Here is a 22,215-nt window from a genome sequence, read left to right as displayed (position 1 = left end):
CAATAACACACGATAAATAAAGCTATCTTACACGCATTAATAAAAATACAACTCACTGTTTAATCGTCATTTTTATACTTGCATATCTGATAACTCAAACATAGTATTTCCCGTCCGGCTTGTTGAATATATATAAGCCGGTAAATGATTAGTAAATAATTATAATAAGGACTTAGAAATATAATGGATAGAAGTAAATATTCTGAAAAATGGCAAACACGTTTTGCTTTCTTTGATCAGTATGGCTCACCAAAAACACCTGAACATAAAGCAGCGATTAAAGCTGAAAAACCAATGCGTAGAATTTTATTTAGTATGAATATCATCGCATTCTTTTTCGGCTTTATTTATTTCTTTGTTTTAGGGCTATGGAAAAAGAATCTGGTGTTATTCGGCATTGCTATTGGCATCGGTATTGTTATCGTTGTTATTGAAACAATAACCGGTACTTACCTGCCAAACGGTGCAAATACAGGTATTAACGTAGCTTGTGCCATGATGTGGTCAATGACGGCTAATTACGCCTACTATCTAAAAGAAGTGAAAGGCAGTGACAGCTGGAACCCGTTTGAAGGCATTTTTTAATATTATGATTATTTGCCGATCATAATAGAAAAGCCCAGCGATTTTCATCGCTGGGCTTCATGTTACTTTTAGTTATAACTTATTTAGTCTTCAGTGCACTTAAAACACGTCTGACAAATAAGATACAAATAAACACAAACACCGCCAGGCCTAACAACTGCTCAACTACGCCTGAGCTACCAAAGATTGGCTCAAGCCATGAGCTGATAGACAGAGGCGCATCACTACCGCCATTACTGATACTAATAACGATCAGCACCGCCAGCGCAACACCCACCAGACTTTCACCGACGATCAGACCAGAGGCGATCAGAGCACCTTTACGTTCAACCGGCTTATACATCTCTTTGAAATCACCATTCTGCGCCTGAGCACGTTTTTTCACCTGAGAGGCTACCAGCCAGGAGAGTACAGAACCAATGATTAGCGGAGCGGTGATTGCCGGCGGCAGATAAATACCCATACCCACAGCCAGTGCAGGAATGCGTAACTTGCTGCCTTTCTTAGCCAGCATCACATCAATCATAATCACTACCGCACCCACCACCAGACCGGTGATGATCATGGTCCATTCCAGTTTATGGGAGAAGATACCTTTGGCAATAGTGGTCATTAAAGTGGCCTGCGGAGCAGCCAGTACCTGATTTGGGTCCATATCCGGACGAGGTGTTGCACCGGTAAAGCCATAAGCGTTATACAGCAGCTCCAGCACCGGAGAAATAACTGCCGCACCGACAACACAACCAATCAATAACGCAACCTGCTGACGCCATGGCGTCGCTTTTACCAGATAGCCGGTTTTCAAATCCTGCAGGTTATCGTTAGAGATGGTCGCAATGGCCAAAACTGCACTGGTGGTAAAAATCGCCAGCGCGGTAGCAAAGTTAGTACCCTGCTCGGTTTCCAGCATCCCATTCAGGCCACCTAAGAACAGCAGCAGCAGAGAGATTGCCGTAATCGCAATAATCCCAATACCAGAGATTGGACTGGCTGATGAGCCCACAAGGCCCGCCATATAACCACAGGCCGCAGCAACCAGGAAACCAATCAGGAAAGCAAAAATAACTGAAGCAAACACCAGACCCCAGGCCGTTGTAGCTGATAAACCGCTATCAGCAACGAAAGAGTAGAAGGTTCCAATCAGTACCAGGAACATCACTACGCTGATTAATAAAACAATCTTTGGAGACAGGTCCAGTTCAGTTCTTGGAATCACTTCTCCGGTGTTATTACTATTTAACGCACGCAGAGACGTTTTCATTCCTTCAATAATTGGCTTAACCAGCGTCAGCAGCGTCCAGATAGCGGCGATGGCTAATGTACCAGCACCGATAAAACGCACGTTAGTTTTCCACAGCGTCATCGCCAGTGCACTAATAGAACCGCTGTCTACGATATCCATAGGCACCGAAACGCCCCAGGAACTTAACGTAGCCAATCCTTCCGCACTGTCGGTTAATGAGCTAATAATTGGAATCGCAATGCCCCAGGCAATAATTGAGCCCACCAGAATGGCAATACCTGCCGCAATCCCAATCAGATAACCCGCACTCAGCAACGCTAAAGAGAAGCCTAACGGAATCTGGAAAATGGCACGACCCTGAGTGAACCAGTAGCTGGCACCGTCAGCCAAAACACGCAGGCCATTAGTAGCAAAACTAACAGCTGCGGCAATAAAGCCACCAAACAGAATGTCGCGGAAACCGTTGTCTTTATCTTCACCAGCACCTTCATTAGTGCTGACTAACCGATCGTTCTCATCCACATAGTCATTACAACCAGCTTTCAGAATCTCTGCCGCGGCAACCCCTTCCGGATAGGGCAGATTGCTCTTCACCACCATCGCATGACGCAACGGAATAGAGAACACTACCCCTAACATACCGCCCGCAGAGCAGATCAATAACGTCTGCCAGAACGGGAAGCTGTTCCAATAGCCAATCATTAACAGGCCGGGGAGGATAAAAATAACCGATGACAACGTACCGGCAGCAGATGCCTGCGTTTGTACCATGTTATTTTCTAAAATATTCGACTTCGAAAAGAAGCGCAGTACTGCCATTGAGATAACAGCAGCGGGGATCGCGGATGAAAAGGTTAAACCAACTTTCAACCCTAAGTAGACGTTTGATGCAGTGAATACCACGGTAATCAACGCACCAATGATAATTCCGCGCAGCGTAAGCTCACGGATCTGTGATGTATTTTCCATATAATTTATGCTGTTAGTTTGCTTTCGTTATTTTTTATGCGGCCTGATACTTTCCGGCACGCTGTATATGTATCGGACAAATCAAAACGTACATATTTTGATGGGCCGATTATATCGAAATAATGACAAAGTAACTTCTAATTATTTTAGCAACGAAAGCATAACTTACTGGATATTGATATAAATCTTGTAACATTCAATTAATACTATCGTCTCATGCGATAATTTCATTGAAATCAGAGTGGAATATTCGCTATCGGAATTAAAAAAACATAATACCGTTGTTTTTGGTAAACCTTAAATAAGGAACGAACAGGTGGCTATCCTAATCGTGTCATTATCACACCGGTAACAATAACCAGACCAGCCAGAATACGCATTTTATTCAGCGGCTCTTTCAGGAAATAAACCGATATCACCATAGCAAACAGAACGCTGGTTTCACGTAATGCGGCCACCAGCGCAATAGGAGCCTGACTCATGGCCCAAATCACTATGCCATAGGACAACAGGGACATAATGCCGCCAACGGTACCGGGCCGCCAATGTCGTTTGATTTTATCCCAGCTGGAAGATTTATATTTCAAGTAAAAGATAAACGCCATAATGACGCCATTAATGGCAAACAACCATAGGGTATAGGCTACCGGATTCAAACTGGCGCGAGAACCTGCTCCGTCCGACAGGGTATAGCATGCGGTAAACATCGCGGTAATTAGCGCATAGAGCAATGTTTGTCCGCTCATCTTTGATGCACTTCGCCTGCCGGAGATAGCCATTAGCAATACTCCGCTAACCAGTAACATGGCTCCTACCATTCCTAAAAATGGTGGAACTTCACTGAGAATCACCCAGCTTAACAATGCCGCCAGCATTGGCGCACTGCCCCGGGCGATTGGATAAACCTGCCCCAAATCACCACTGGCATAAGCCCGACTGAGAAACAGACAGTATCCAGTGTGAAACAGCATAGATAAGGCTAACCAAGGTAATGATTCTGCCGCAGGGAAATCGACGAAAAACAGTCCTATTACTGCAACAACACCAGAAAATACCGCAACTAAAGTAACACCAAGAAAACGGTCACTGCCGAATTTGACCATCGCGTTCCATCCGGCATGAAGCAATGCCGCAGTCAGAACCGACAGAAACAGAAAGGTGGTCATGGCGCAAATATCCGATGATGTTTTTATTTATATAGCCAGTGCAATAAATACCAGGCAACAGGCGAACGATCATATTGGTTTTTCAATATGATAACTATCATCTTTTTACCGAGGTTTCTACTGTGTTGTAGCGATATCGTTTCTGAACAATGTATAAACCTGATGGTTCGATTTTATGACTTAAAATAGCCATCGGAGGGAAAGGGTGCCGTGGGGGTCGACTTGGCGTCAGCCAACGACAAACAGGCAAAGCCTGTTTGAACAGCGCTTGCGCTGGCCCGAAGGGTGAAACACCGTAAGGTGTTTCATAACAGCCCGTAGGCAGCCTAAGTCCGACGCTCTCCGTAGCTAAGTGCAGATTGCTTTCCAACCGCTTTCAATGCCATTTGAGCACACTACTTTTATGATCGGAATACCAGTTTATCAACAAGCTGAATAGAAACTAGTAAATCAGAAAACCCAAACCGACCGGATACCATCTTTCAACTCCGGTCGGTTCAGGAAATTACTCTTCCAGATGTTTTGGATCTTTAAAGAATGGCAATGCCAGCATAGAAAGTAATGTTGCGCCGCCCAAATACCACGCCGGAGCGGTCAGACTGTCTAACCAGACAATGGACTGGGTAGCAAAAAACTGAGCAAAACCACCAAAAATAGCCACCCCAACGCTGTAAACCAGCGCAAACCCCAGCGCCCGAATACGCTTTGGTAGTAATTCAGAGATAACCAACATTACCGGTACGGCTCCCAGCGTAGTGAAACACACCATCACAAATACTACCGAGAGTAAAACTGCAGGTTCAGGGTAATTTACCAGCAACCAGAATGACGGATAAGCAAACAACAGAATCACCGTTCGGGAAATCACCACCAGCTTCTTCCGGCCCACATGATCGCTTAGCACCCCCACTAACAGGCCACCAACAAAGGTTAATATGCCGGCTAGCAGCATGGCCGCATAAGCATAGTTCTGGTCCATCTTCAGGTACTTCGCGGCATAGGTACCGTAATAGTAAAGAGAGATATAGGTCGCCACCGTGCTGCCAATAGTCAGCAAAATACCAATGATAATCACCCGGATATGCTGCGCCAGTAGCTTCACGGCACTTTCACGCACCACGGCCGCCTGAGTTTTGGCGGCTCTTGGATGCGGCATATCATTTTCCAGACTCAAACGTAGCCAGCAACCAATAGGTGCCAAAGCCACACCAATAAAGAATGGCACACGCCATCCCCACTCAGACATCACATCGGGTGAGTTAGTTATGACTGGTAAATAAGCGCTCAAACTTAATGCCACCAGACCACCAAACGTGGTAGCCAGTCCCTGAGTTGCTAATGCCCAGCTACTGTAGAAACCACGGCGATTAGCCGGAGCCGACTCCACCAGCATAGACATGGAGGCCCCCACTTCACCACCCGCTGCAACACCCTGAATTAAACGGGCCAGCACCAGAGTGATAGTTCCCCAATAACCCGCACTGGCATAAGTAGGCGCAATACCAATCAGTAAGGTACCCAGACTCATTAATGAAATCGTCAGTACCATGGCCGGTTTACGACCAAAACGGTCGGCATAAGCCCCAATCAGAATGCCCCCTAAAGGACGCATGAAAAAGCTAACGCCGAAGGTGGCAAAAGCCAGTAATAGTCCGATATTAGGATCGCTGGTCGGCGGGAAAAACAGGACCCCGATATACACCACGAAAAAGTTGTACACCCCAAAATCAAAAAACTCTAAAGCATTACCAAATGCCGAAGCAAAGATAACGCGTCGACCGCTAACCTTCTTTTCTGGTTTAGCGGCCGCAACCTCTTCTGAGGCGGCTGAAGTTAATGTATCTGCCATTTTTCCTGTCCTTAATCACCCATAATGAAAAGTGATTTTTTATTTACTTATTATTTTCAATATTATTTTTATAATTTATTTCAGATAAGCTTCAGTCAGAGCGCACCAGTAAGTACTGCCCGGCACCAGACACTTATCGTTAAAATCATAACCAGGGTTATGCACCATGCAGGAACCCTCGCCTTTATCACCATTCCCCACAATCAAATAGCAACCATTTGGATTAGCATCCAGCATGAAAGCAAAATCCTCACTGCCCATTAGCGGTTTTGCGCCATACAGGGCACGCTCTTCGCCAAACTGCTGCTTAGCTACTTGCCAGGCAAACTGGGTCATCTCTTCCTGATTCACTAATACAGGAGTGCCGTTAAGGTGATTGACATCCGCCGTAGCGCCAAAACTTTCAGCCTGTGCTTTCACCAGTTCAGGAATTCGTTTTAGCAACAGCTCACGGGTAGGACGACTCAGGGAACGAACGCTGAGTTTCATCACCGCCGTATCGGGAATAACGTTAGCCGCTTCACCGGCAACAATGCTGCCAACAGTGATTACTGCTGCTTCCAATGGGTCAACATTACGTGACACGATGCTTTGTAGCGCGGTGGTGATATAAGAGGCAACCACTACCGGGTCGATGGCTTTATGAGGCATGGCCCCATGTCCACCGCAACCCTTAATAACAACCTGATACTGGTCCATCGAGGCCATAAACGCGCCCGGCTGAAACAGGAATTGCCCGGTCGGGAAACCTGGCATGTTGTGCATGGCAAAAATGGCATCGCAAGGAAATTGCTCAAATAGCCCCTCTTTCACCATGATTTCACCACCGTTAATCATCTCTTCCGCAGGCTGGAAAATCAGATGTAACGTACCGTTAAATCGACGGCTTTCTGCCAGATATTTAGCCGCTCCCAACAGCATAGTGGTATGCCCATCATGACCGCAGGCGTGCATTCTGTTAGCAATTTTACTGGACCAGGGCTTACCGCTGGCTTCATGAATAGGAAGTGCATCCATATCGGCACGAATACCCAGAGTCTTTTTACCGTCACCAACTCTTAAGGTACCAATAACGCCAGTGGTTGCCATACCACGATGAACTTCATAGCCCCATTCAGTTAATTTTTCTGCAACCAGGTTGCTGGTTTTAATCTCTTCCAGACCCAGTTCAGGATTTTCATGAATCTGATGACGAATATCCTGCAACAGGGTTTCATATTCACGAACTTTCTGTTCAATCATGATGGTTCCTTATTTTTAAATCTCACTACGGAGTATTAATAACCAGTGAGAATAACAGAGCGTACCGTTATTACATATAACGTTTCTATCAGATGAAATAACCCAAAAGGCATATTCAGTTAACATCAAGAATATAAAGAATTTTGAGAAAAATGCGTCATTAATGACTCGCAGTCAAAATACTTAAGTGGGAAATTTATCAGAAATATCAGTTCAATGGCTCTTTTCTAAAAGAGTTAAAACTATTATCTGAACCGTTTTGAAATGTCTGTTTTTAGCAGAACAAATGATAATCAGGCAGACATTAATCGATATAGCCAAAAAGATGCCATAAAAATAGCAAAGGAGACAAGCTGATTATTTAGTACCGATAAACCCAAACCTTATATATAAAAAAATAGCATGATGCACTTTCACTTTAGTTATTTATCATTCCTTTTAACTGCTTATTCGGGTGAGTAATAGAAGAGTATTTGGCAGGTAATCATGATTTTAAAGCCGGGGTTGTCAATATACGCCTGAAGGTTACAATCATACTATCGCAACAGAATGGACTCATTATGGCTTTGTTTATCGCCTTCTTTGCCGCAGCAATTGGTGGTTTTATCACACTGGTTTTGCGTTTGCTTTATAACCTGAGCTCTCTGCCGGTCTGGATTGTCCCTTTAATTGCGGCAATCGCTGCGAGTAGCGCTTTCACTGTCGATGATCAATACGGCTTTTATACACTGATCGGCCTGTTTATTCTGACCGCTGTGTTATTTATTGCCGCCTTTTTCTATCAATTCTTCAGCGGATTAAAAGAACGTTTTATTGAAGAGCAGCAGAAAAGCCAATCCACGCCAAAAACTATTCTCAAATTCGTTGCCTCTGGATTACTACTACTGATTTTTTATGGTGCCTTAGTCTACGGCCCTATCGCTTTCGTTGGCCTGTTTCTGCTGATTTTTATTATTTCCTGGTTGAAACCCACCACTAAAGGCCAATTTTTTAAGCTACAGCAAATTCTACCTACATCAAAAATTCGCTCGCTGGCAATGGGGCTGGTTGAAGTTGAAGGAAAAGTGTCGTCATCAAAACAGGTTACCGCCCCACTCAGTAAAGAAAAATGCATTGCTTACTATTATACGGTGCACGAAGTCAGCCGCGACTCAGATGGCGATAAGCACTATCGCCTGATATCCACTGCGGAAGAATATCTGCCGTTTGAAATCACGGATGATACCGGAACGGTTTCCGTCGTACCGGATGGTCTGGAGCTGGTGAGCTTTTCCCCTTCTGCCGAGCAAGAGTATGGAGGCCGCAGTTATACTGAATATGCGCTATTTAATAATGATAAAATGATGCTGATTGGTGCTGCCAATGAACAGGATAACCGGGTAGTCATTGTTAAAGACAGGGTGAAAAACATTCTGGCTATATCACCGGTAACCAAGGTATCAATGTGGAACAAAAGCCGCCCGCTGGTGAATACTGCACTGGTCTTTTGTGGCACTACCGCTTTTCTGATCGCCATCATATTAACCATTCCCTATTCCTTTGATGGTCACACCCTCACTCTGAATTTTTGGCAGTCGCCATTTTTCAGTTGGTTAAAACCATAACAAGGGGAATGGAATGAACTCACTGATTGCATTAGTTATTGTTGTAGTGCTGGCTCTACTGATAGTTCGTTATCTGGTGGTGCTGTATAACAAAATTGTCACGCTCAAAAACTATGTAGAAAAATCCTTCGCCAATATTGATGTACTGCTAAAACAGCGGGCCGATGAGATCCCGGAACTGATTAAAGTAGCAGAAAAGGTAATGACACATCAAAGCGAGCTGTTTATTCAGTTAGCGCAGTTACGCAACCGTTATCTGACCAGTCGAAAAACCGAAGAAAAAGTTCAGTCGACCAACCAAACCGATACGCTGCTTCAACAAATTTTTATGCTGGCAGAAAACTACCCGGAATTAAAAGCGATACACAATCTAACCGCATTACAGCAGCGTATCTCCCTGCTGGAAAATCGCATCGCCGATCGCCGGGAGTTTTTTAACCAAAGCGTAATGTTATATAACATTGGCATTCAGGAATTTCCCAATATCATTCTGGCCAAACTGCTGGGTTACCAAAGCCGCTCATTATTGAACATCACCGAGGGAGAGAAGCAATATGCTGGAATTACCCTTTGAGCTGTTTGGTCTTACCCAAATTATTGAAAATGAACCGGCAAGAATGGCGTTTGTTGCCTCATTTGGCGTATTGATTGCCGCTTTTATTATTACGCTGTTTAGTCGCCTTCCGCTATTGAAGACTTTCTTCGGTATTATTGCCGGAGGCCTTGCTCTGGCGCTGTTTCCCGGATTTGTAGTCTGTATGGCTTTTGCCTTTTCCGGTATTGCCGGTATGCATATCTTCTTTTCCTGGGTAATGATTGTTATCGCCTGCATATTGTTTATGCTGCTTAATTATCAAAGAGTCACTGTCACCCTGAGTGATGTTGTGGAAGTCAAAGGCATCCTGCGAACGTTTGTTCCTTCAAAAAATAGAGATGTTTAACCAAAGCATGACGCTATATATCTTCGACCTTCAGGTATTTTCAAATATCATTCAGGTCAGGCTACCGGGTTACCAAACCTGCTTATTATTGAACATCACTGGGGAAGAGAAACGATATGATGAAATTACCCTTTGAACTGTTTGGTTTTACCCAATTTATTGAAAATGAGCCAGCCATGATGGCGTTCGTTGCCTCATTTGGTGTATTGATTGCCGCTTTTATTATTGCCTTGTTTATTCGCCTTCCACTATTAAAAACCTTCTTCGGTATTATTGCCGGAGGCCTTGCTCTGGCGCTGTTTCCCGGATTTGTAGTCTGTATGGCTTTTGCCTTTTCCGGTATTGCCGGTATGCATATCTTCTTCTCCTGGGTAGTGATTGTTATCGCTTGTACGGTATTCGTGCTGTTTAATCATCAGAGATTGATAAGCATGATCGGCGATTTAACGCCGCTAAAAGATGACAATGCTAAAAAACACGGATCGAAAAAAAAGAAGCAACGGTAATTATCTCAATTCCATCCTGCTAATTTTAAAACTTGAAATACCGTTTCAATTCGTCCAGCATGTGCGGCTGAAACAGTAATATCTTCGTCTTATTTTATCGTCAAACAGGAACGTTGCCGTGCAGGACAAAAGCGTATTCTTCACTCAAAAGCATGTTGTTTACCTGACGGCTGCCTTTTGCTGCCTGCTTTGGGGTAGCGCCTATCCGGCAATTAAAATGGGCTATGCCCTGCTGAATATTACTGCTGATGATATTCCCTCACAGATCCTGTTTGCCGGTTATCGTTTCACCCTGGCAGGACTGGTGTTATTGGCGCTGGCGGCCATGACGGGTAAACCTCTTGCCCGCATGAATCGAACCCAGTTTGGGCAGTTAACCCTACTGGGGCTCACTCAAACCACTATCCAATATATCTTTTTCTACGTTGGTCTCTCTGCGGTTTCAGGCGCTAACGGTTCAATTATTAACGCTACCGGCACCTTTTTCAGCGTTATCATGGCACACTTTATTTATAAGAATGACCGCATCTCAATGAATAAACTTTTGGGCTGCCTGTTTGGATTTGCCGGTGTGCTGATTGTGAACTTCAACGGAAGCCTGATGGATTTTCACTTCACCCTCAGAGGAGAAGGGCTGGTGATGCTGGCGGCTTTTATTTTATCCGCCACCAGCATTTATGGCAAACGAATTTCCCAAACTATGGAACCCGGCGTGATGACCGGTTACCAGCTAACTATTGGCGGCGTGGTTCTGACTGTAGTTGGCTTCCTGTGTGGTGGCAGTTTAACCGGCTTTGACTTAACCTCGGTTCTGCTATTGGCCTATATGGTGCTGCTTTCCTCTATGGCCTTCTCACTCTGGAGCATTCTGCTGAAGTATAACCGCGTAGGAATGGTAGTTCCGTTTAACTTCCTTATTCCGGTATCCGGCACCGCGTTATCAGCGCTGTTACTGAAAGAGAACATTTTTCAATGGAAGTATGCTGTGGCGCTGGTACTGGTTTGTACCGGTATTTATCTGGTCAACCGGGTGAAAAAAATCACCTGAGTCATCAAGCCGATTTCTTCTGCCAGTCGGTTTCTAATTCACGTACAATGCCCCCATTGCGGTTCAGTTAATTGAACCTAACGTTTCACCTTCTGCAATGGTAGCTGACACCACTATGACGCCATCTAAAAAGCCGTTTCCGACGCAAAAATCAGAATTGCACCCGCGTAACCTGCATCGCCAACGCTATGACTTCCCTGCGCTGATAGCCAGCTGCCCCGAACTTGCCCCTTTTGTATCACCCAATAAGTATGGCGATCTTTCGGTCAATTTTTCCGATCCTGCTGCGGTAAAAATGCTGAATAAAGCGCTGTTAAAACACTTTTATCGTATTGAACAGTGGGATATTCCGGCTGGTTATCTTTGTCCGCCAATTCCCGGTCGGGCTGACTATATTCACTATCTGGCAGATATTCTGGCGCAAAATAATGGCGGGCAAGTACCGCGCGGTAATGCGGTTCATGCGTTGGATATTGGCGTTGGGGCTAATGCCATCTACCCGATTATTGGTCATATCAGCTATGGCTGGAAATTTGTAGGCACCGATATCGACCCGGTATCAGTTAGCAGCGCCAGGCTACTGGCAGAAGTCAATCGTAATCTCTCTAAAGCATTGGATATTCGCCTGCAAAAAGAGGCTGAGCGCATTTTCAGCGGCATAATTAAACCCACTGACCGGTTTGATATTACTCTGTGTAATCCTCCATTCCACGCTTTCGCGCAGGAAGCTGAAGCAGTTAACCTGAAAAAGCAGCGTAATCTGGGCCATCTAAAAAATGACAATAAACCAGTACTCAATTTCGGCGGTAAAAATCATGAGCTTTGGTGCGAAGGGGGAGAAGAACAGTTCGTGCGCCAAATGGCACAGGAAAGCGCGACCTTTGCTCAACAGAGCCTGTGGTTTACCACGCTGGTATCTAAAAAAACCACTCTACCTATTCTGTATCACGCCCTGCGTTATGCTGGCGCTACTGAGATAAAAACCATCGATATGGCCCAGGGGCAGAAGGCCAGCCGTATTGTGGCATGGACCTTTTTATCCGATGAACAACAAGCGCAATGGGCTGCAACCCACTGGCAAAAGGCCTGATGTGATCAATAGGAGCTGATGTTGCCAAATTTACAGCATCAGCCAGTAAGTATATATTTTATATCTATCAGTGATTATCAATCTGGAGCGTACCATGTTAAAAGGCAGTTGCCTGTGTGGCGCAGTAACTTATCAATTAGATGAACCCATTAATCAGCTGTTTTTCTGTCACTGCTCTAAGTGTCGTAAAGCAACCGGAACGGCGTTTAATTCCGCGGCACTGATTCATTCTGACAAATTCACTCTGCTGACCGGCAAAGAAAGTTTAAAAAGCTTTTCTTCTACTCCGGGAGTTCATCGTATTTTCTGCGGCGATTGCGGTTCTCCGCTCTACAGCGCCAGAGATAATCAACCCGAAGCCTATCGCCTGCGGATAGGAACACTGGACACGCCAATTAATCCTACAGAGAAAATGCATATTTTCACTGCGTCAAAAGCAGAGTGGGAAGATCTCTGTGATGATAATCCAAAGTTTGAAGAGCGGCCTTAAAGTCTGAGGGATGCCCCCAAGGCTGCTGGCGAACTTAATAAATTAGCATCTGTGGATATTCCGACCGTAAAAGCAATGTGCTTAAATTAACGCTGAGTGCGGTCGGTAAACCGTTTGTACTCAGCTATGGAGCACGTCCGCCAGGTCGTCCCCCACAGCCCCCTCTCCCTCCGATTGGCTATTCTAAGATATAACGCTACAAATTAGACTTTGCTATCAATCTAAGGGCAATGCGATGCCCCTGAATCTATTTTTTGTTCCACCGGTTATTATTACAAAATGCATATTTTGTTTTAAAACGTGATGCTCCCCCAAATTTCTGCCCCATTCTTGCCATTTCTTTGCTGGTCAAAGCCTGAATAATCCTCTAATGTAAATTTATTGTTACAAAATTGAGCTATTTCATCACAGAGGAAACGTTATGTTGAGTATGTTAAGAAAAGGCAGTGTGCGATATCTGATCTTAGCTTTTCTGCTGTTTTGGCAGGGAACATTAGCGGCAAAAGTCGTCTCCTATGGTGTTGAAGAGGATATCTTCCACCCGGTGTATGCAAAAAACGGTATGGTTTCTTCCGTGAATAGCACAGCAACGCAGGTAGGGGTCGAGGTATTGAAGCAGGGTGGTAATGCCGTCGATGCGGCCGTTGCGATTGGCTATACGCTGGCGGTTACCCACCCGCAAGCCGGAAATATTGGCGGCGGTGGTTTTATGCTTATTCGAACCAAAGATGGCAAAACAACCGCTATCGACTTCCGGGAAATGGCTCCGTCAAAAGCAACACGGGATATGTTTCTGGATGAGAAAGGCAATGCTGACAGCAAAAAATCACTCACCAGCCATTTAGCATCTGGCGTTCCTGGTACCGTTGCTGGTTTTGCTTTAGCCAATGAGAAATATGGCTCAATGCCTGTAGCTGAACTATTAAAACCCGCCATTAAGCTGGCAAAAGAGGGTTTTGTGGTCAATGATGCGCTGGCAGATGATTTAGATGTTTACGGCCGGGAAGTTCTGCTTGATAACCCTAACAGTCGGGTTATCTTCATAAAATCAGGTGGTACCCCGTGGAAAAAGGGTGAAACGCTGGTTCAGACCGATCTGGCAAACAGCCTGAGTATGATTGCTGCTGACGGACCCGCTGCGTTTTATCAGGGCAAGATCGCCGATGAAATAGCCAATGAGATGGCAAAAAATGGCGGTCTGATTACCAAACAAGATCTGGCTGCCTATAAAGCCGTTGAGCGTACCCCTGTTTCCGGTACTTATAAGGGCTATGAGATCTACTCAATGCCAGCCCCATCTTCTGGCGGTATCCATATTATTCAGATTCTGAATATTCTGGAAAACTTCGATCTGAAAGCCATGGGGCAAAACAGCGCTGATGCCATTCATGTCATGTCTGAAGCCATGAAGTATGCCTATGCTGACCGTTCAGAATATTTGGGAGATCCGGACTTCGTTAAAGTACCGGTTAGCGCACTAACCAGTAAGAAATACGCTAAACAGCTAGCTTCACAAATTCATCTCGATAAAGCTAACCCCTCCAGCACTATCAAGCCGGGCAAGCTGGAGCCGTATGAAAGCGATCAAACCACCCACTATTCAGTAGTAGACTCTCAGGGTAATGCCGTTGCGGTAACCTATACTCTGAATACTAATTTTGGTAGCGGTATTGTGGCAGGGAAAAGCGGCATTTTGTTAAATAACCAAATGGACGATTTTTCTGCCAAACCGGGTGTTCCTAACGTATATGGTTTAATCGGTGGCGAAGCCAATGCGGTTCAGGCAGGAAAACGTCCACTATCGTCGATGTCACCCACTATTGTCACTCAGGATGGTAAAGTGGTTCTGGTAACCGGTAGCCCTGGCGGCAGTCGTATCATTACCACGGTATTACAGATTGTCCTCAATACTATTGAATTCAATATGAATATTGCTGAAGCCACTAACGCACCGCGAATTCACCATCAGTGGCTGCCGGAAGAGATCCGGGTTGAGAAAGGTATCGGTATCGACACCATTAAGCTGTTAGAGAAGAAAGGGCATAAAGTCAGTATCAAGCCAACCATGGGTAGCACACAGAGTATTGTGGTGACGCCGGAAGGGCTGTTTGGTGCGGCGGATCCGAGATCTAAGGATGATTTAGCGGCGGGGTATTAAGTAATATTTCGTTTTTTACTTGGTTATGGAGTTCGGCGGGCTTAGCCCGCCGATTGATATTTTACTATTAGCTGCTGTGGATATTCCGGCCGTAAAGACGATATTGCTCATATAGCAAATGTGCTCGGCCGGAAGACCGTTTGTACTTAAGTCTGCGGTGTGTCGGGCCTAGTCTCTCAATCAGCATTTTTTACTATTGGCGACTGTGGATATTCCGGCCGTAAAGGCGATATTGCTCATATCACAAGTGTGCTCGGCCGGAAGACCCTCTGTACTTAAGTCTGGAGGGTGTCGGGCCTAGTCCGCCTAGGGGCGCTCCGGCAGCTAAAGCTGCTACGACCCCAACGGCGGCCTCTCCCGACAATTAGCAATGTTAACTGCCAGCCAGATGATTCATTCAGGCATTTATTATTATATTTTGCCCTTTGCCCTTTGCCCTTTGCCCTTTGCCCTTTGCCCTTTGCCCTTTGCCCTTTGCCCTTTGCCCTTTGCCCTTTGCCCTTTGCCCTTTGCCCTTTGCCCTTTGCCCTTTGCCCTTTGCCCTTTGCCCTTTGCCCTTTGCCCTTTGCCCTTTGCCCTTTGCCCTTTGCCCTTTGCCCTTTGCCCTTTGCCTTTCAGGTTAAAGCATCCGAATGTTGCCGAAGGAAGCAAAAAAATAGCACGACCCGCAGGGATGCGGGGCGAGGCGCAGCGACATCTGGAGCAGCTCTGCGCCGGTGCGTCATTTTTTTGCTGACTGAGGTTGCCGCCGCAACGCGGCGGTCAACAGTCGGCTGCGCAGGTGCGGGGAGTGCAAAGGGGCGTTCACCTCAACGCCCCTTTGCTCGACGCAAACACCATTGCCGAGATATTCACGGCATCAAAGGCGGCGAAATTTACACGGGACAAAACATTCAAACTCAGCATCATTAGCGAACGCAATTTACTCTGAACCAAATCTTAATGGTCGCTAAAGCGACCATCTTTTCTCAGTGTATATCCGGCCGATACTCAAACCCACTCTCAGCCTGCGCATCACTAAACGTCTTCAGTTTTCTCTTCTTATTAAACATGCTGTTAATCAGAGAATTAGGTATCACTTCGATGCCGTTATTAAAGTCTTCCACATTCTGGTTAAAGATGCGGATAGCAGCGCCAATATTTTCCTGCTGTTCTGAAATTTCAGCCATCACATTGTTATACAGTGATGAAGCTTTCAGGTCCGGGTAGTTTTCTGCTACGGCATACAAACCACTTAGCAAACTGCTGGTTTTGGTTCGGGTTTCTGACAGCGTTGCCAGATCCATATCTTCGGTATTCAGGCGATTCAGTGAAGTACGCAGTTCGGTGACTTTAGCCATAATGGATGACTCATACTGGCTGTATTGAGCAGCAATCTTCTCCAGATCGAGAATAATATTGTTCTTTTGCCGTTCCTGAACCACCACATCAGCCCAGGCGCGGGCGACGGCGTTCATCCGACTAACGATACCGTTATAAATCACGATACCAATAATAATCACCAGTACGATGATGCCTAAAGGGATCCATAGCTCTAACATTATGTGGTTTTCCTGAAGTTACTGTCTGAATAGACCATTAAAGTTTCAATATGCACTAATGCTGCTTTCAGCTTTGGCAGTTCATTATGCTGTCTGATTAACTGAATAAAATCATCAGGCGCATTAAAGTCACTGCTTCTTTGCAGCGTAATCACATCGCTATCTCTGAAAGACATACATAATTCAGCCTGCGGGTTAAATTCAAAATTCAGCTCACTCATGGTTGCAGCAATATCTTCGCAGGCAAGCACCAGTGCTGGCTTAAGGAATTTAGCCGCGGTCATTTCGCTATCACCAACTACCCGATAGAGTTTATTGAATCGATTAGAAGCTGGCTTATAGATAGAACCTGATAGTCCACTAACCGATTTACCAACCAGCGCCAGATTGCTGACATAGATGAAGGGTAAATAGATACCATAGCGATCGTAATGATCGTAGGTAGTACGAGTTCTGGGACGTCCTTTGCTATCTGTGGTTACTGTGGTTCGTTTATCCACATAGTGGAAATGGTAAAAGTGATAGTCAAAGGCATGCTCTTTTCCCTGATAATGACCCTGATACAGCGCTTTAATCTCTTGGGAATAATTGCCCCGATTGAACTCATGAAATCGGGACATCAATTCACTTGCTGCTGCTTCTGGCTCAACACTTACCTGTTGCAGGCCATTATCAAACAGTAAATCCTGTTGAAACAGTTCATCTGCCAGATTGCCAATAGAACTGTTTTTACGCCAGCTCCAAACCATCATGGCGATCGCCGTTATCGCTAACAGCACCAGCAAAATGGTAGTACCACTACTCAGATGACGATATTGATACCATTGAATACCAGCAATAATTAAACCGGCCAGTACGGCAACAATAGCCACCGCATAGCGTTTACCATGGTTAAATTTTAACGGTCCGCCAAACGCCTTAACCTGCTCGATGGCATCAATCAGCTGTTGTTGATCCTGTGCTGCATTCACCTTCTCTTTTACAGAAGTTAAAAGCGCACTCAGTTTTTGATTATGGGTTTTAGGTTCAACCATATTGGATGGTTACATCCTTGTCATATTAGCCAATATCCCGGCTATCATAGCCTATTTTCCACCACTCACAATCATCAGCAATTAAACTCAACAACCGTTATTCATATCAGGATGCCTTCGCCAGCAGGGCCATATAAACCGCATCACGAATGTCTTCAATAAATTCCCCAAATAGTCCCTCCAGGGATGTATTGGTCATCACCACTACGCTGAGATCCTGCTCAAAATCGATAAACCAACTATGACCGTATACGCCTCCCCAACCAATAGTACCTGGCGATTGCGGAGAGTTAGCCAATAGCGGATCTCTTAATACCTGCCAGCTGGAAGCAAAGCCCCAACCCGGGTTGAACTCCAAATCTCCAGCCCGGTCGGTTAATAGTTGATTCAGCGTCTGTTTACCAAACAGCGGATGACCTCCGGTTCGAAATACCTGTAATAGCCGTTCAACATCTTCGGCGGTACCCACCATACCTGCACCACCAGAGAAAAACTCTCCTGATTCCAGCGCCCTGCCAGGAGAAAAATGAATACCACCGGCAATACCAGCCTCTGGATCAACCAGCCATTCGTCTGCTTCCATTTTTCTTGGTTCAGGCGAGCTATTAACATAAGGCACGGCAAGCCGTTCTGGTTCGGAAACTATAAAGCCGCTGTTGATGATACCTAATGGTTCCGTGACCAACTGACGGATAGCATCTGCCAGATTAGTAGCGCATACCTGAGCAATCACTGCCCCTAAAACATCGGTTGCCACTGAATATTGTATTGATGTTCCTGGTGGGTACAGTAATGGTGCACTGGCTATGCGTCGAAGATTCTCTTCCAGCGTCAACCCGGAGATATCCAGTCCGTCTGAAACGCCTGACTGATGATAAGGGCCATCTGGCTCTTCAGAAAAACCATAATTTAATCCGGCAGAGTGAGAAAGCAGGTGAGCAATAGTAATATCCGGCTGGCTACCATCCGGTAAAGAGGGGGTAAAATCAGGCAACCATTTAGTAATAGGATCATCCAGCCCGATTCGCCCCTGTTCCAGCAGCACACCTGCAGCCGCCGTTACAAAAGATTTAGTGACGGATGACAAGCGAAACGGCGTATCCATCATCATCGGGATTTGGTTTTCCCGATCGGCATATCCGGCGGCTCGTTGATATAATCGTTTTCCGCATTGTGAAACTAATACCACTGTACCAACGATAGTTGGCGTCAGGCCCGCTTCTGGCCAAATGGCTTCTTCAATGACTCTATCTAAAGAACGCTGCATAGTCTTATCCTCGCTGGCGGGGCATTAAGCCGGTAATTCATCTCAGAATATAATTCTATTTTAGGTTACTCACTGTGGCTCTGCAGAAGTTGTTCTACAATCCGCTGGGCGTAAATCGCTTGTTCGCCAGAGGTTTCTGCCTGAGTCTGATTGCTTACCGCCTCAATAAAATGGCGAATTGCACCGTCAAAACCACGTTGTTCTAGCATGGTTTGCCAGCCGGGGGCCGGTAATTCAACTATTCCCCGCACACTTTCACTCTGCCAGCGGCGCATATCCTCGACCAGATAAACCGCTCCGGAGGTGACTGCCTGTATGCTTTCCCGCTGACTACCCGCCTGTCGGTGCATACTGGTGGTAACGATAGTATTTCCACAGCGGAAATGGTGCTCGGCATACAACATCTGTTTTTGCTGATTAACCAACAGCTGTTCACTCATTAGCCCGGCTTCCTGACCAGCTAACCAGAGTGCGGTATCAACCACATGCAGGTAATCATCCAGCATGGTAAAACTCACATCATTTGGCCCTACACTGTTAGTGCGATGCTTATCCATACGCAGAGAAGAAGCCTGAGCCATATTCTGCTTAAGCTGCTGATACAAGGGCGCAAAGCGTCGGTTAAATCCTACCATCAACGTTTTTCGCTGCCGATGGGCTAGTTCAATCAACTGTTCGGATTGCTCCAGAGTTTCTGCCAGCGGCTTATCCACATAGACATGAACTCCCAGCTTTAGCAGTTCACTAACAACCTGAAAGTGGCTGGCTGTATTACTGTGAACAAAAACCGCATCACAATGGTGAGCCAGTTCAGACAGGCTGGAGAAGCAAGGAATGCGGTAGCTATCGCAAATCACTCTGGCCTTTTGTTGATTTGGTGAAAAAGCCCCAACCAGTGCCCAATTTTCAGTACGACTGAGTATCGGTAAATAAGCTTTTTGGGCAATACCACCCAGCCCGGCAACGCCAATACGTAATTGAGACATCATCTCTCCAGAGAATTAAAAGTTTCTGATATTGTTTAGTTTATACGAAGCAGGTAAGGTTCCCTCATCAATTCCTGTCGTCACATTGATTATAAAAAGATTCCGCTATTTGAAATGATAGAAAAATCAAAATCTTCCCCTGAAACAAAAGAGCAGTACCTGATGGATATGTCAGAGCAGACTGACGATCCTGCTTATATGCTGGCACTCGCTGATTTCTATCTGACAGAACAACGGCAGCCACAAGAGCTCTGGTACTGGTTGAATAAGTTACTGGTGAGGGATTACCTGCCAGCTTATCTGGTACAGGCGCAGTTGTATTTGTCGGGTAATACCGTTGAACAAGATTTGAATAAAGCTGCTGAAATATTCGGACAATTAGTTGAACGTTATAGCCAAAGTGAAAATATTGAGGCTAACCTTCATCAGTTAGCATTCTGTCACCTCTCACTGGCGCGCATATCCCACACCCAGCATCATACCGCCCCGATGCTCATGCACTACTTCTATGCTCTACAGCTTGACAGCGTGGAAGCTGCGGAGGATCTGGCCGCTATGTTCTCTCCCGATATGGAAAAAAATCCACAGCAAACGGGATATCTGGCAATACTACAGTGCGTTTTCTTAACCCTGAGTGCGATATTTTTACAGCAGCAAAGCGATGACAGTAATGATGAACAACAGCAGCAGATATTGTTGCAACATTATGCTGAACGAAAGAGTCAGATACAGGAAAACATCAGCCGTTATCAGTTAACCTCCGCCCAGCGAGACGAGATTCGCCAGCGAGTAAGGTTGTGGAATGAAGGTGAGCATCAGTATTTGATGGAAGAAGTAGTCAGCTATATCAATAGCTGACTACTTCGATTAGTGTGAAATGCCATTAGTTCGCGATTTTAGCCGCATTCTGAATTCTTTCAGGTAGGCTCGAATATTTGTACGCCACGTAACAATGTAGTAGCCCAAATCTTTTTGGGTATTTTTAATGCCCAGCCGCTTTTCTAAGTCGATGCGGTCTTCCGCCCGACGAATAAAGTTACAGTTCTTCCCTGATAAATCGATAATTCTTAACCCTTGCTCGGTGACAAAAAAATTACCACCATTAGTATCACCGGATATCATATCGTGCTGATGTAGCTCATCTATTAATTGTTTTGCATCCTGCTTAAGCTCATCAGTAATCTCTGGCATGTTCCACAGTTCAGTCCCTTCAATATACTCAACCAACATGATATAAGTGCTGACATAATTGAAGGTTTTTTTAGTTGCCAGTAAATAAAAATCATTTGGCGCTTTCAGGCCGCGCTTACGAACATTATTTATCTGGCGAATTAACTGAACGTAATAATTACGTTTGAAAATAGACTTTAAAACGCGTTCTAATTTTTTTTGTTTAGGGACAAATATTTTAAGTACAAACTTTCCCCAGTCGGTGTCAATTAACCAAACCTTAGTTTTATAATTACTCCTCATCACCTTAACAATAGATATTCTTCCATGCATAAAATCATTAAAAACAGATAAATATCTATCGTCAGGTTGTCTGGAGTGCACATGATAGCCATGCAGGCGACGTGATACGATCATGTCGTTTCTCCAAAAACACACATCTTGAAAAACGAATATACGATTACCACACCCCATTAACAACTCTTTAAGCACAAATAGCTTATTTATCACTTCAATTACTTATATTCAATTTAAATAATAAATAAATGTTATTATTACCGTGTTTTTAGAGTATTAAATTAATTATAAAAATAAAAACAAATATAAAAACTAATTAATAAATATATTAGGAAACTATATATTAGAAACACAGATAAATATTCGGGGACATTTATCCCCAAACATTAATAATGGCGGGAATAATTAACTACTAAATTTAATACCATCATAAGCGGTCTCTTCAGCACTGATTTTCAGCAGTGACATCCGTTGATATCCCATCGCTTTAGCACACAGCACATCAGGAAACAGAGCAATACCAATATTGTAGAGATTGACAGCATCATTAAAGAATTCACGACGGTGGGCAATTTTATCCTCAACTTCACTGACCGATTTTTGCAGCTCAATAAAGGTTTCACCGGAGATAAGCGTTGGATAATTTTCAGAAATGGCAATGACCGACTTTAAAGCCGTTTCCATCTGATTAGCCGCATCTACCTTATCTTTTATCGAACCCGCATTCAGATAAGCCACTCTGGCTTCACTTAAACGGGTAAAGGTTTCTTGCTCATGAGACATGGCTTTAGAAACCACCTGAATCAGTGCCGGGATCTGGTCTGCACGCTGCTTCAGGATCACATCGATATTGGCAAAAGACGCATCAATATTATTACGCAGCGCCACTAAACGGTTATAAATACTTATTGCCCAGCCACCCAGCGCCAGCACAACAAAAATGATAACCACAATCGTAATCAGTAATCCCATATCGATCTGCTCCCTGACTGGTTGAGTTAATGGCTAAAACACAGGTTACTCAGTATA

The 22,215-nt window shown here is 44.9% G+C and carries 19 protein-coding genes and 1 pseudogene; 10 read left to right on the top strand and 10 right to left on the bottom strand.

What is annotated here, in order from left to right; all coding sequences use genetic code 11:
• The first annotated feature begins 183 nt into the window (after nt 1-183).
• Nucleotides 184-585 carry a DUF2628 domain-containing protein gene (locus GOL65_RS13910; RefSeq protein ID WP_140920597.1) on the top strand — a complete coding sequence of 134 codons (402 nt, stop codon included), beginning with the start codon at nt 184-186 and terminating at the stop codon, nt 583-585.
• 79 nt (nt 586-664) lie between these two features.
• Here the strand turns inward: GOL65_RS13910 and GOL65_RS13905 are convergent, their stop codons facing one another.
• The 4 genes from GOL65_RS13905 to GOL65_RS13890 form a co-directional block, all read right to left on the bottom strand.
• The gene (locus GOL65_RS13905; protein WP_140920598.1) at nt 665-2,797 is read right to left on the bottom strand and encodes an OPT family oligopeptide transporter; all 2,133 of its coding nucleotides are present in this window, start codon (nt 2,795-2,797) and stop codon (nt 665-667) included.
• A gap of 320 nt (nt 2,798-3,117) precedes the next feature.
• Nucleotides 3,118-3,963, bottom strand: coding sequence for an EamA family transporter (locus tag GOL65_RS13900; protein ID WP_140920599.1), 846 nt, complete (start codon nt 3,961-3,963; stop codon nt 3,118-3,120).
• A 505-nt stretch (nt 3,964-4,468) separates the two neighbouring features.
• The gene (locus GOL65_RS13895) at nt 4,469-5,812 is read right to left on the bottom strand and encodes an MFS transporter (RefSeq protein WP_140920600.1); all 1,344 of its coding nucleotides are present in this window, start codon (nt 5,810-5,812) and stop codon (nt 4,469-4,471) included.
• 75 nt (nt 5,813-5,887) lie between these two features.
• Nucleotides 5,888-7,054: a M20 aminoacylase family protein gene (locus GOL65_RS13890; RefSeq protein WP_140920601.1), complete on the bottom strand. Its 1,167-nt coding sequence runs from the start codon at nt 7,052-7,054 to the stop codon at nt 5,888-5,890.
• A gap of 560 nt (nt 7,055-7,614) precedes the next feature.
• Between GOL65_RS13890 and GOL65_RS13885 the strand changes: the two genes are divergently transcribed.
• From GOL65_RS13885 to ggt, 8 genes and pseudogenes are all read left to right on the top strand, one after another.
• Nucleotides 7,615-8,658, top strand: a complete 1,044-nt coding sequence (locus GOL65_RS13885) for a hypothetical protein (RefSeq protein ID WP_140920602.1) — start codon at nt 7,615-7,617, stop codon at nt 8,656-8,658.
• 13 nt (nt 8,659-8,671) lie between these two features.
• Entirely contained in the window at nt 8,672-9,232 is a 561-nt protein-coding gene (locus GOL65_RS13880; RefSeq protein WP_140920603.1) for a LemA family protein, read from the top strand.
• Nucleotides 9,213-9,599 carry a hypothetical protein gene (locus tag GOL65_RS13875; protein WP_140920604.1) on the top strand — a complete coding sequence of 129 codons (387 nt, stop codon included), beginning with the start codon at nt 9,213-9,215 and terminating at the stop codon, nt 9,597-9,599. Before GOL65_RS13880 ends, GOL65_RS13875 begins: the two co-directional genes overlap by 20 nt.
• Before the next feature lie 116 nt (nt 9,600-9,715).
• Nucleotides 9,716-10,105, top strand: coding sequence for a hypothetical protein (locus GOL65_RS13870; protein WP_140920605.1), 390 nt, complete (start codon nt 9,716-9,718; stop codon nt 10,103-10,105).
• A 118-nt stretch (nt 10,106-10,223) separates the two neighbouring features.
• Nucleotides 10,224-11,153: a DMT family transporter gene (locus GOL65_RS13865; RefSeq protein WP_140920606.1), complete on the top strand. Its 930-nt coding sequence runs from the start codon at nt 10,224-10,226 to the stop codon at nt 11,151-11,153.
• Nucleotides 11,154-11,268: 115 nt separating this feature from the next.
• A complete protein-coding gene (gene rlmF / locus GOL65_RS13860) occupies nt 11,269-12,243 on the top strand; it encodes a 23S rRNA (adenine(1618)-N(6))-methyltransferase RlmF (protein ID WP_140920607.1) in 975 nt (324 codons plus the stop codon).
• Between the two features lie 94 nt (nt 12,244-12,337).
• The gene (locus GOL65_RS13855; protein ID WP_140920608.1) at nt 12,338-12,733 is read left to right on the top strand and encodes a GFA family protein; all 396 of its coding nucleotides are present in this window, start codon (nt 12,338-12,340) and stop codon (nt 12,731-12,733) included.
• Nucleotides 12,734-13,232: 499 nt separating this feature from the next.
• Nucleotides 13,233-14,891: pseudogene (gene ggt / locus GOL65_RS13850) on the top strand (gamma-glutamyltransferase); the annotation flags it as partial.
• Nucleotides 14,892-15,859: 968 nt separating this feature from the next.
• Here the strand turns inward: ggt and GOL65_RS13845 are convergent.
• From GOL65_RS13845 to GOL65_RS13830, 4 genes are all read right to left on the bottom strand, one after another.
• Nucleotides 15,860-16,432, bottom strand: a complete 573-nt coding sequence (locus tag GOL65_RS13845; RefSeq protein ID WP_140920610.1) for a LemA family protein — start codon at nt 16,430-16,432, stop codon at nt 15,860-15,862.
• Nucleotides 16,432-17,466: a hypothetical protein gene (locus GOL65_RS13840; RefSeq protein ID WP_179038353.1), complete on the bottom strand. Its 1,035-nt coding sequence runs from the start codon at nt 17,464-17,466 to the stop codon at nt 16,432-16,434. The genes GOL65_RS13845 and GOL65_RS13840 overlap by 1 nt, the downstream gene beginning before the upstream one ends.
• Before the next feature lie 106 nt (nt 17,467-17,572).
• Nucleotides 17,573-18,733, bottom strand: coding sequence for a serine hydrolase domain-containing protein (locus GOL65_RS13835; protein WP_140920612.1), 1,161 nt, complete (start codon nt 18,731-18,733; stop codon nt 17,573-17,575).
• Nucleotides 18,734-18,798: 65 nt separating this feature from the next.
• Nucleotides 18,799-19,719 carry a Gfo/Idh/MocA family protein gene (locus GOL65_RS13830; RefSeq protein WP_140920613.1) on the bottom strand — a complete coding sequence of 307 codons (921 nt, stop codon included), beginning with the start codon at nt 19,717-19,719 and terminating at the stop codon, nt 18,799-18,801.
• A 114-nt stretch (nt 19,720-19,833) separates the two neighbouring features.
• On the opposite strand from GOL65_RS13830, the gene GOL65_RS13825 reads away from it, so the two are divergent.
• Nucleotides 19,834-20,577, top strand: a complete 744-nt coding sequence (locus tag GOL65_RS13825) for a hypothetical protein (RefSeq protein WP_179038352.1) — start codon at nt 19,834-19,836, stop codon at nt 20,575-20,577.
• A gap of 9 nt (nt 20,578-20,586) precedes the next feature.
• On the opposite strand, the gene rfaY is transcribed toward GOL65_RS13825, so the two are convergent.
• Together rfaY and GOL65_RS13815 are read right to left on the bottom strand one after the other, a co-directional pair.
• Nucleotides 20,587-21,306, bottom strand: a complete 720-nt coding sequence (gene rfaY, locus GOL65_RS13820) for a lipopolysaccharide core heptose(II) kinase RfaY (protein ID WP_140920675.1) — start codon at nt 21,304-21,306, stop codon at nt 20,587-20,589.
• A gap of 285 nt (nt 21,307-21,591) precedes the next feature.
• Entirely contained in the window at nt 21,592-22,158 is a 567-nt protein-coding gene (locus GOL65_RS13815) for a LemA family protein (protein WP_218652035.1), read from the bottom strand.
• Between the last annotated feature and the right edge of the window lie 57 nt (nt 22,159-22,215).

Origin of the sequence: Limnobaculum xujianqingii, from assembly GCF_013394855.1 — a bacterium.
GTDB classification, from domain to species: Bacteria; Pseudomonadota; Gammaproteobacteria; order Enterobacterales; family Enterobacteriaceae; genus Limnobaculum; species Limnobaculum xujianqingii.
The sequence above is the reverse complement of the archived record's forward strand: the minus strand, read 5'-3'. Positions and strand labels throughout refer to the sequence as shown.

What these genes read in the sequence shown, in the direction of transcription:
- GOL65_RS13910 (WP_140920597.1), top strand. Translation starts at nt 184, where the DNA reads ATGGATAGAAGTAAATATTCTGAAAAATGGCAAACACGTTTTGCTTTC.
- GOL65_RS13905 (WP_140920598.1), bottom strand. Translation starts at nt 2,797, where the DNA reads ATGGAAAATACATCACAGATCCGTGAGCTTACGCTGCGCGGAATTATC.
- GOL65_RS13900 (WP_140920599.1), bottom strand. Translation starts at nt 3,963, where the DNA reads ATGACCACCTTTCTGTTTCTGTCGGTTCTGACTGCGGCATTGCTTCAT.
- GOL65_RS13895 (WP_140920600.1), bottom strand. Translation starts at nt 5,812, where the DNA reads ATGGCAGATACATTAACTTCAGCCGCCTCAGAAGAGGTTGCGGCCGCT.
- GOL65_RS13890 (WP_140920601.1), bottom strand. Translation starts at nt 7,054, where the DNA reads ATGATTGAACAGAAAGTTCGTGAATATGAAACCCTGTTGCAGGATATT.
- GOL65_RS13885 (WP_140920602.1), top strand. Translation starts at nt 7,615, where the DNA reads ATGGCTTTGTTTATCGCCTTCTTTGCCGCAGCAATTGGTGGTTTTATC.
- GOL65_RS13880 (WP_140920603.1), top strand. Translation starts at nt 8,672, where the DNA reads ATGAACTCACTGATTGCATTAGTTATTGTTGTAGTGCTGGCTCTACTG.
- GOL65_RS13875 (WP_140920604.1), top strand. Translation starts at nt 9,213, where the DNA reads ATGCTGGAATTACCCTTTGAGCTGTTTGGTCTTACCCAAATTATTGAA.
- GOL65_RS13870 (WP_140920605.1), top strand. Translation starts at nt 9,716, where the DNA reads ATGATGAAATTACCCTTTGAACTGTTTGGTTTTACCCAATTTATTGAA.
- rlmF (WP_140920607.1), top strand. Translation starts at nt 11,269, where the DNA reads ATGACGCCATCTAAAAAGCCGTTTCCGACGCAAAAATCAGAATTGCAC.
- GOL65_RS13855 (WP_140920608.1), top strand. Translation starts at nt 12,338, where the DNA reads ATGTTAAAAGGCAGTTGCCTGTGTGGCGCAGTAACTTATCAATTAGAT.
- GOL65_RS13845 (WP_140920610.1), bottom strand. Translation starts at nt 16,432, where the DNA reads ATGTTAGAGCTATGGATCCCTTTAGGCATCATCGTACTGGTGATTATT.
- GOL65_RS13840 (WP_179038353.1), bottom strand. Translation starts at nt 17,466, where the DNA reads ATGGTTGAACCTAAAACCCATAATCAAAAACTGAGTGCGCTTTTAACT.
- GOL65_RS13835 (WP_140920612.1), bottom strand. Translation starts at nt 18,733, where the DNA reads ATGCAGCGTTCTTTAGATAGAGTCATTGAAGAAGCCATTTGGCCAGAA.
- GOL65_RS13830 (WP_140920613.1), bottom strand. Translation starts at nt 19,719, where the DNA reads ATGTCTCAATTACGTATTGGCGTTGCCGGGCTGGGTGGTATTGCCCAA.
- GOL65_RS13825 (WP_179038352.1), top strand. Translation starts at nt 19,834, where the DNA reads ATGATAGAAAAATCAAAATCTTCCCCTGAAACAAAAGAGCAGTACCTG.
- rfaY (WP_140920675.1), bottom strand. Translation starts at nt 21,306, where the DNA reads ATGATCGTATCACGTCGCCTGCATGGCTATCATGTGCACTCCAGACAA.
- GOL65_RS13815 (WP_218652035.1), bottom strand. Translation starts at nt 22,158, where the DNA reads ATGGGATTACTGATTACGATTGTGGTTATCATTTTTGTTGTGCTGGCG.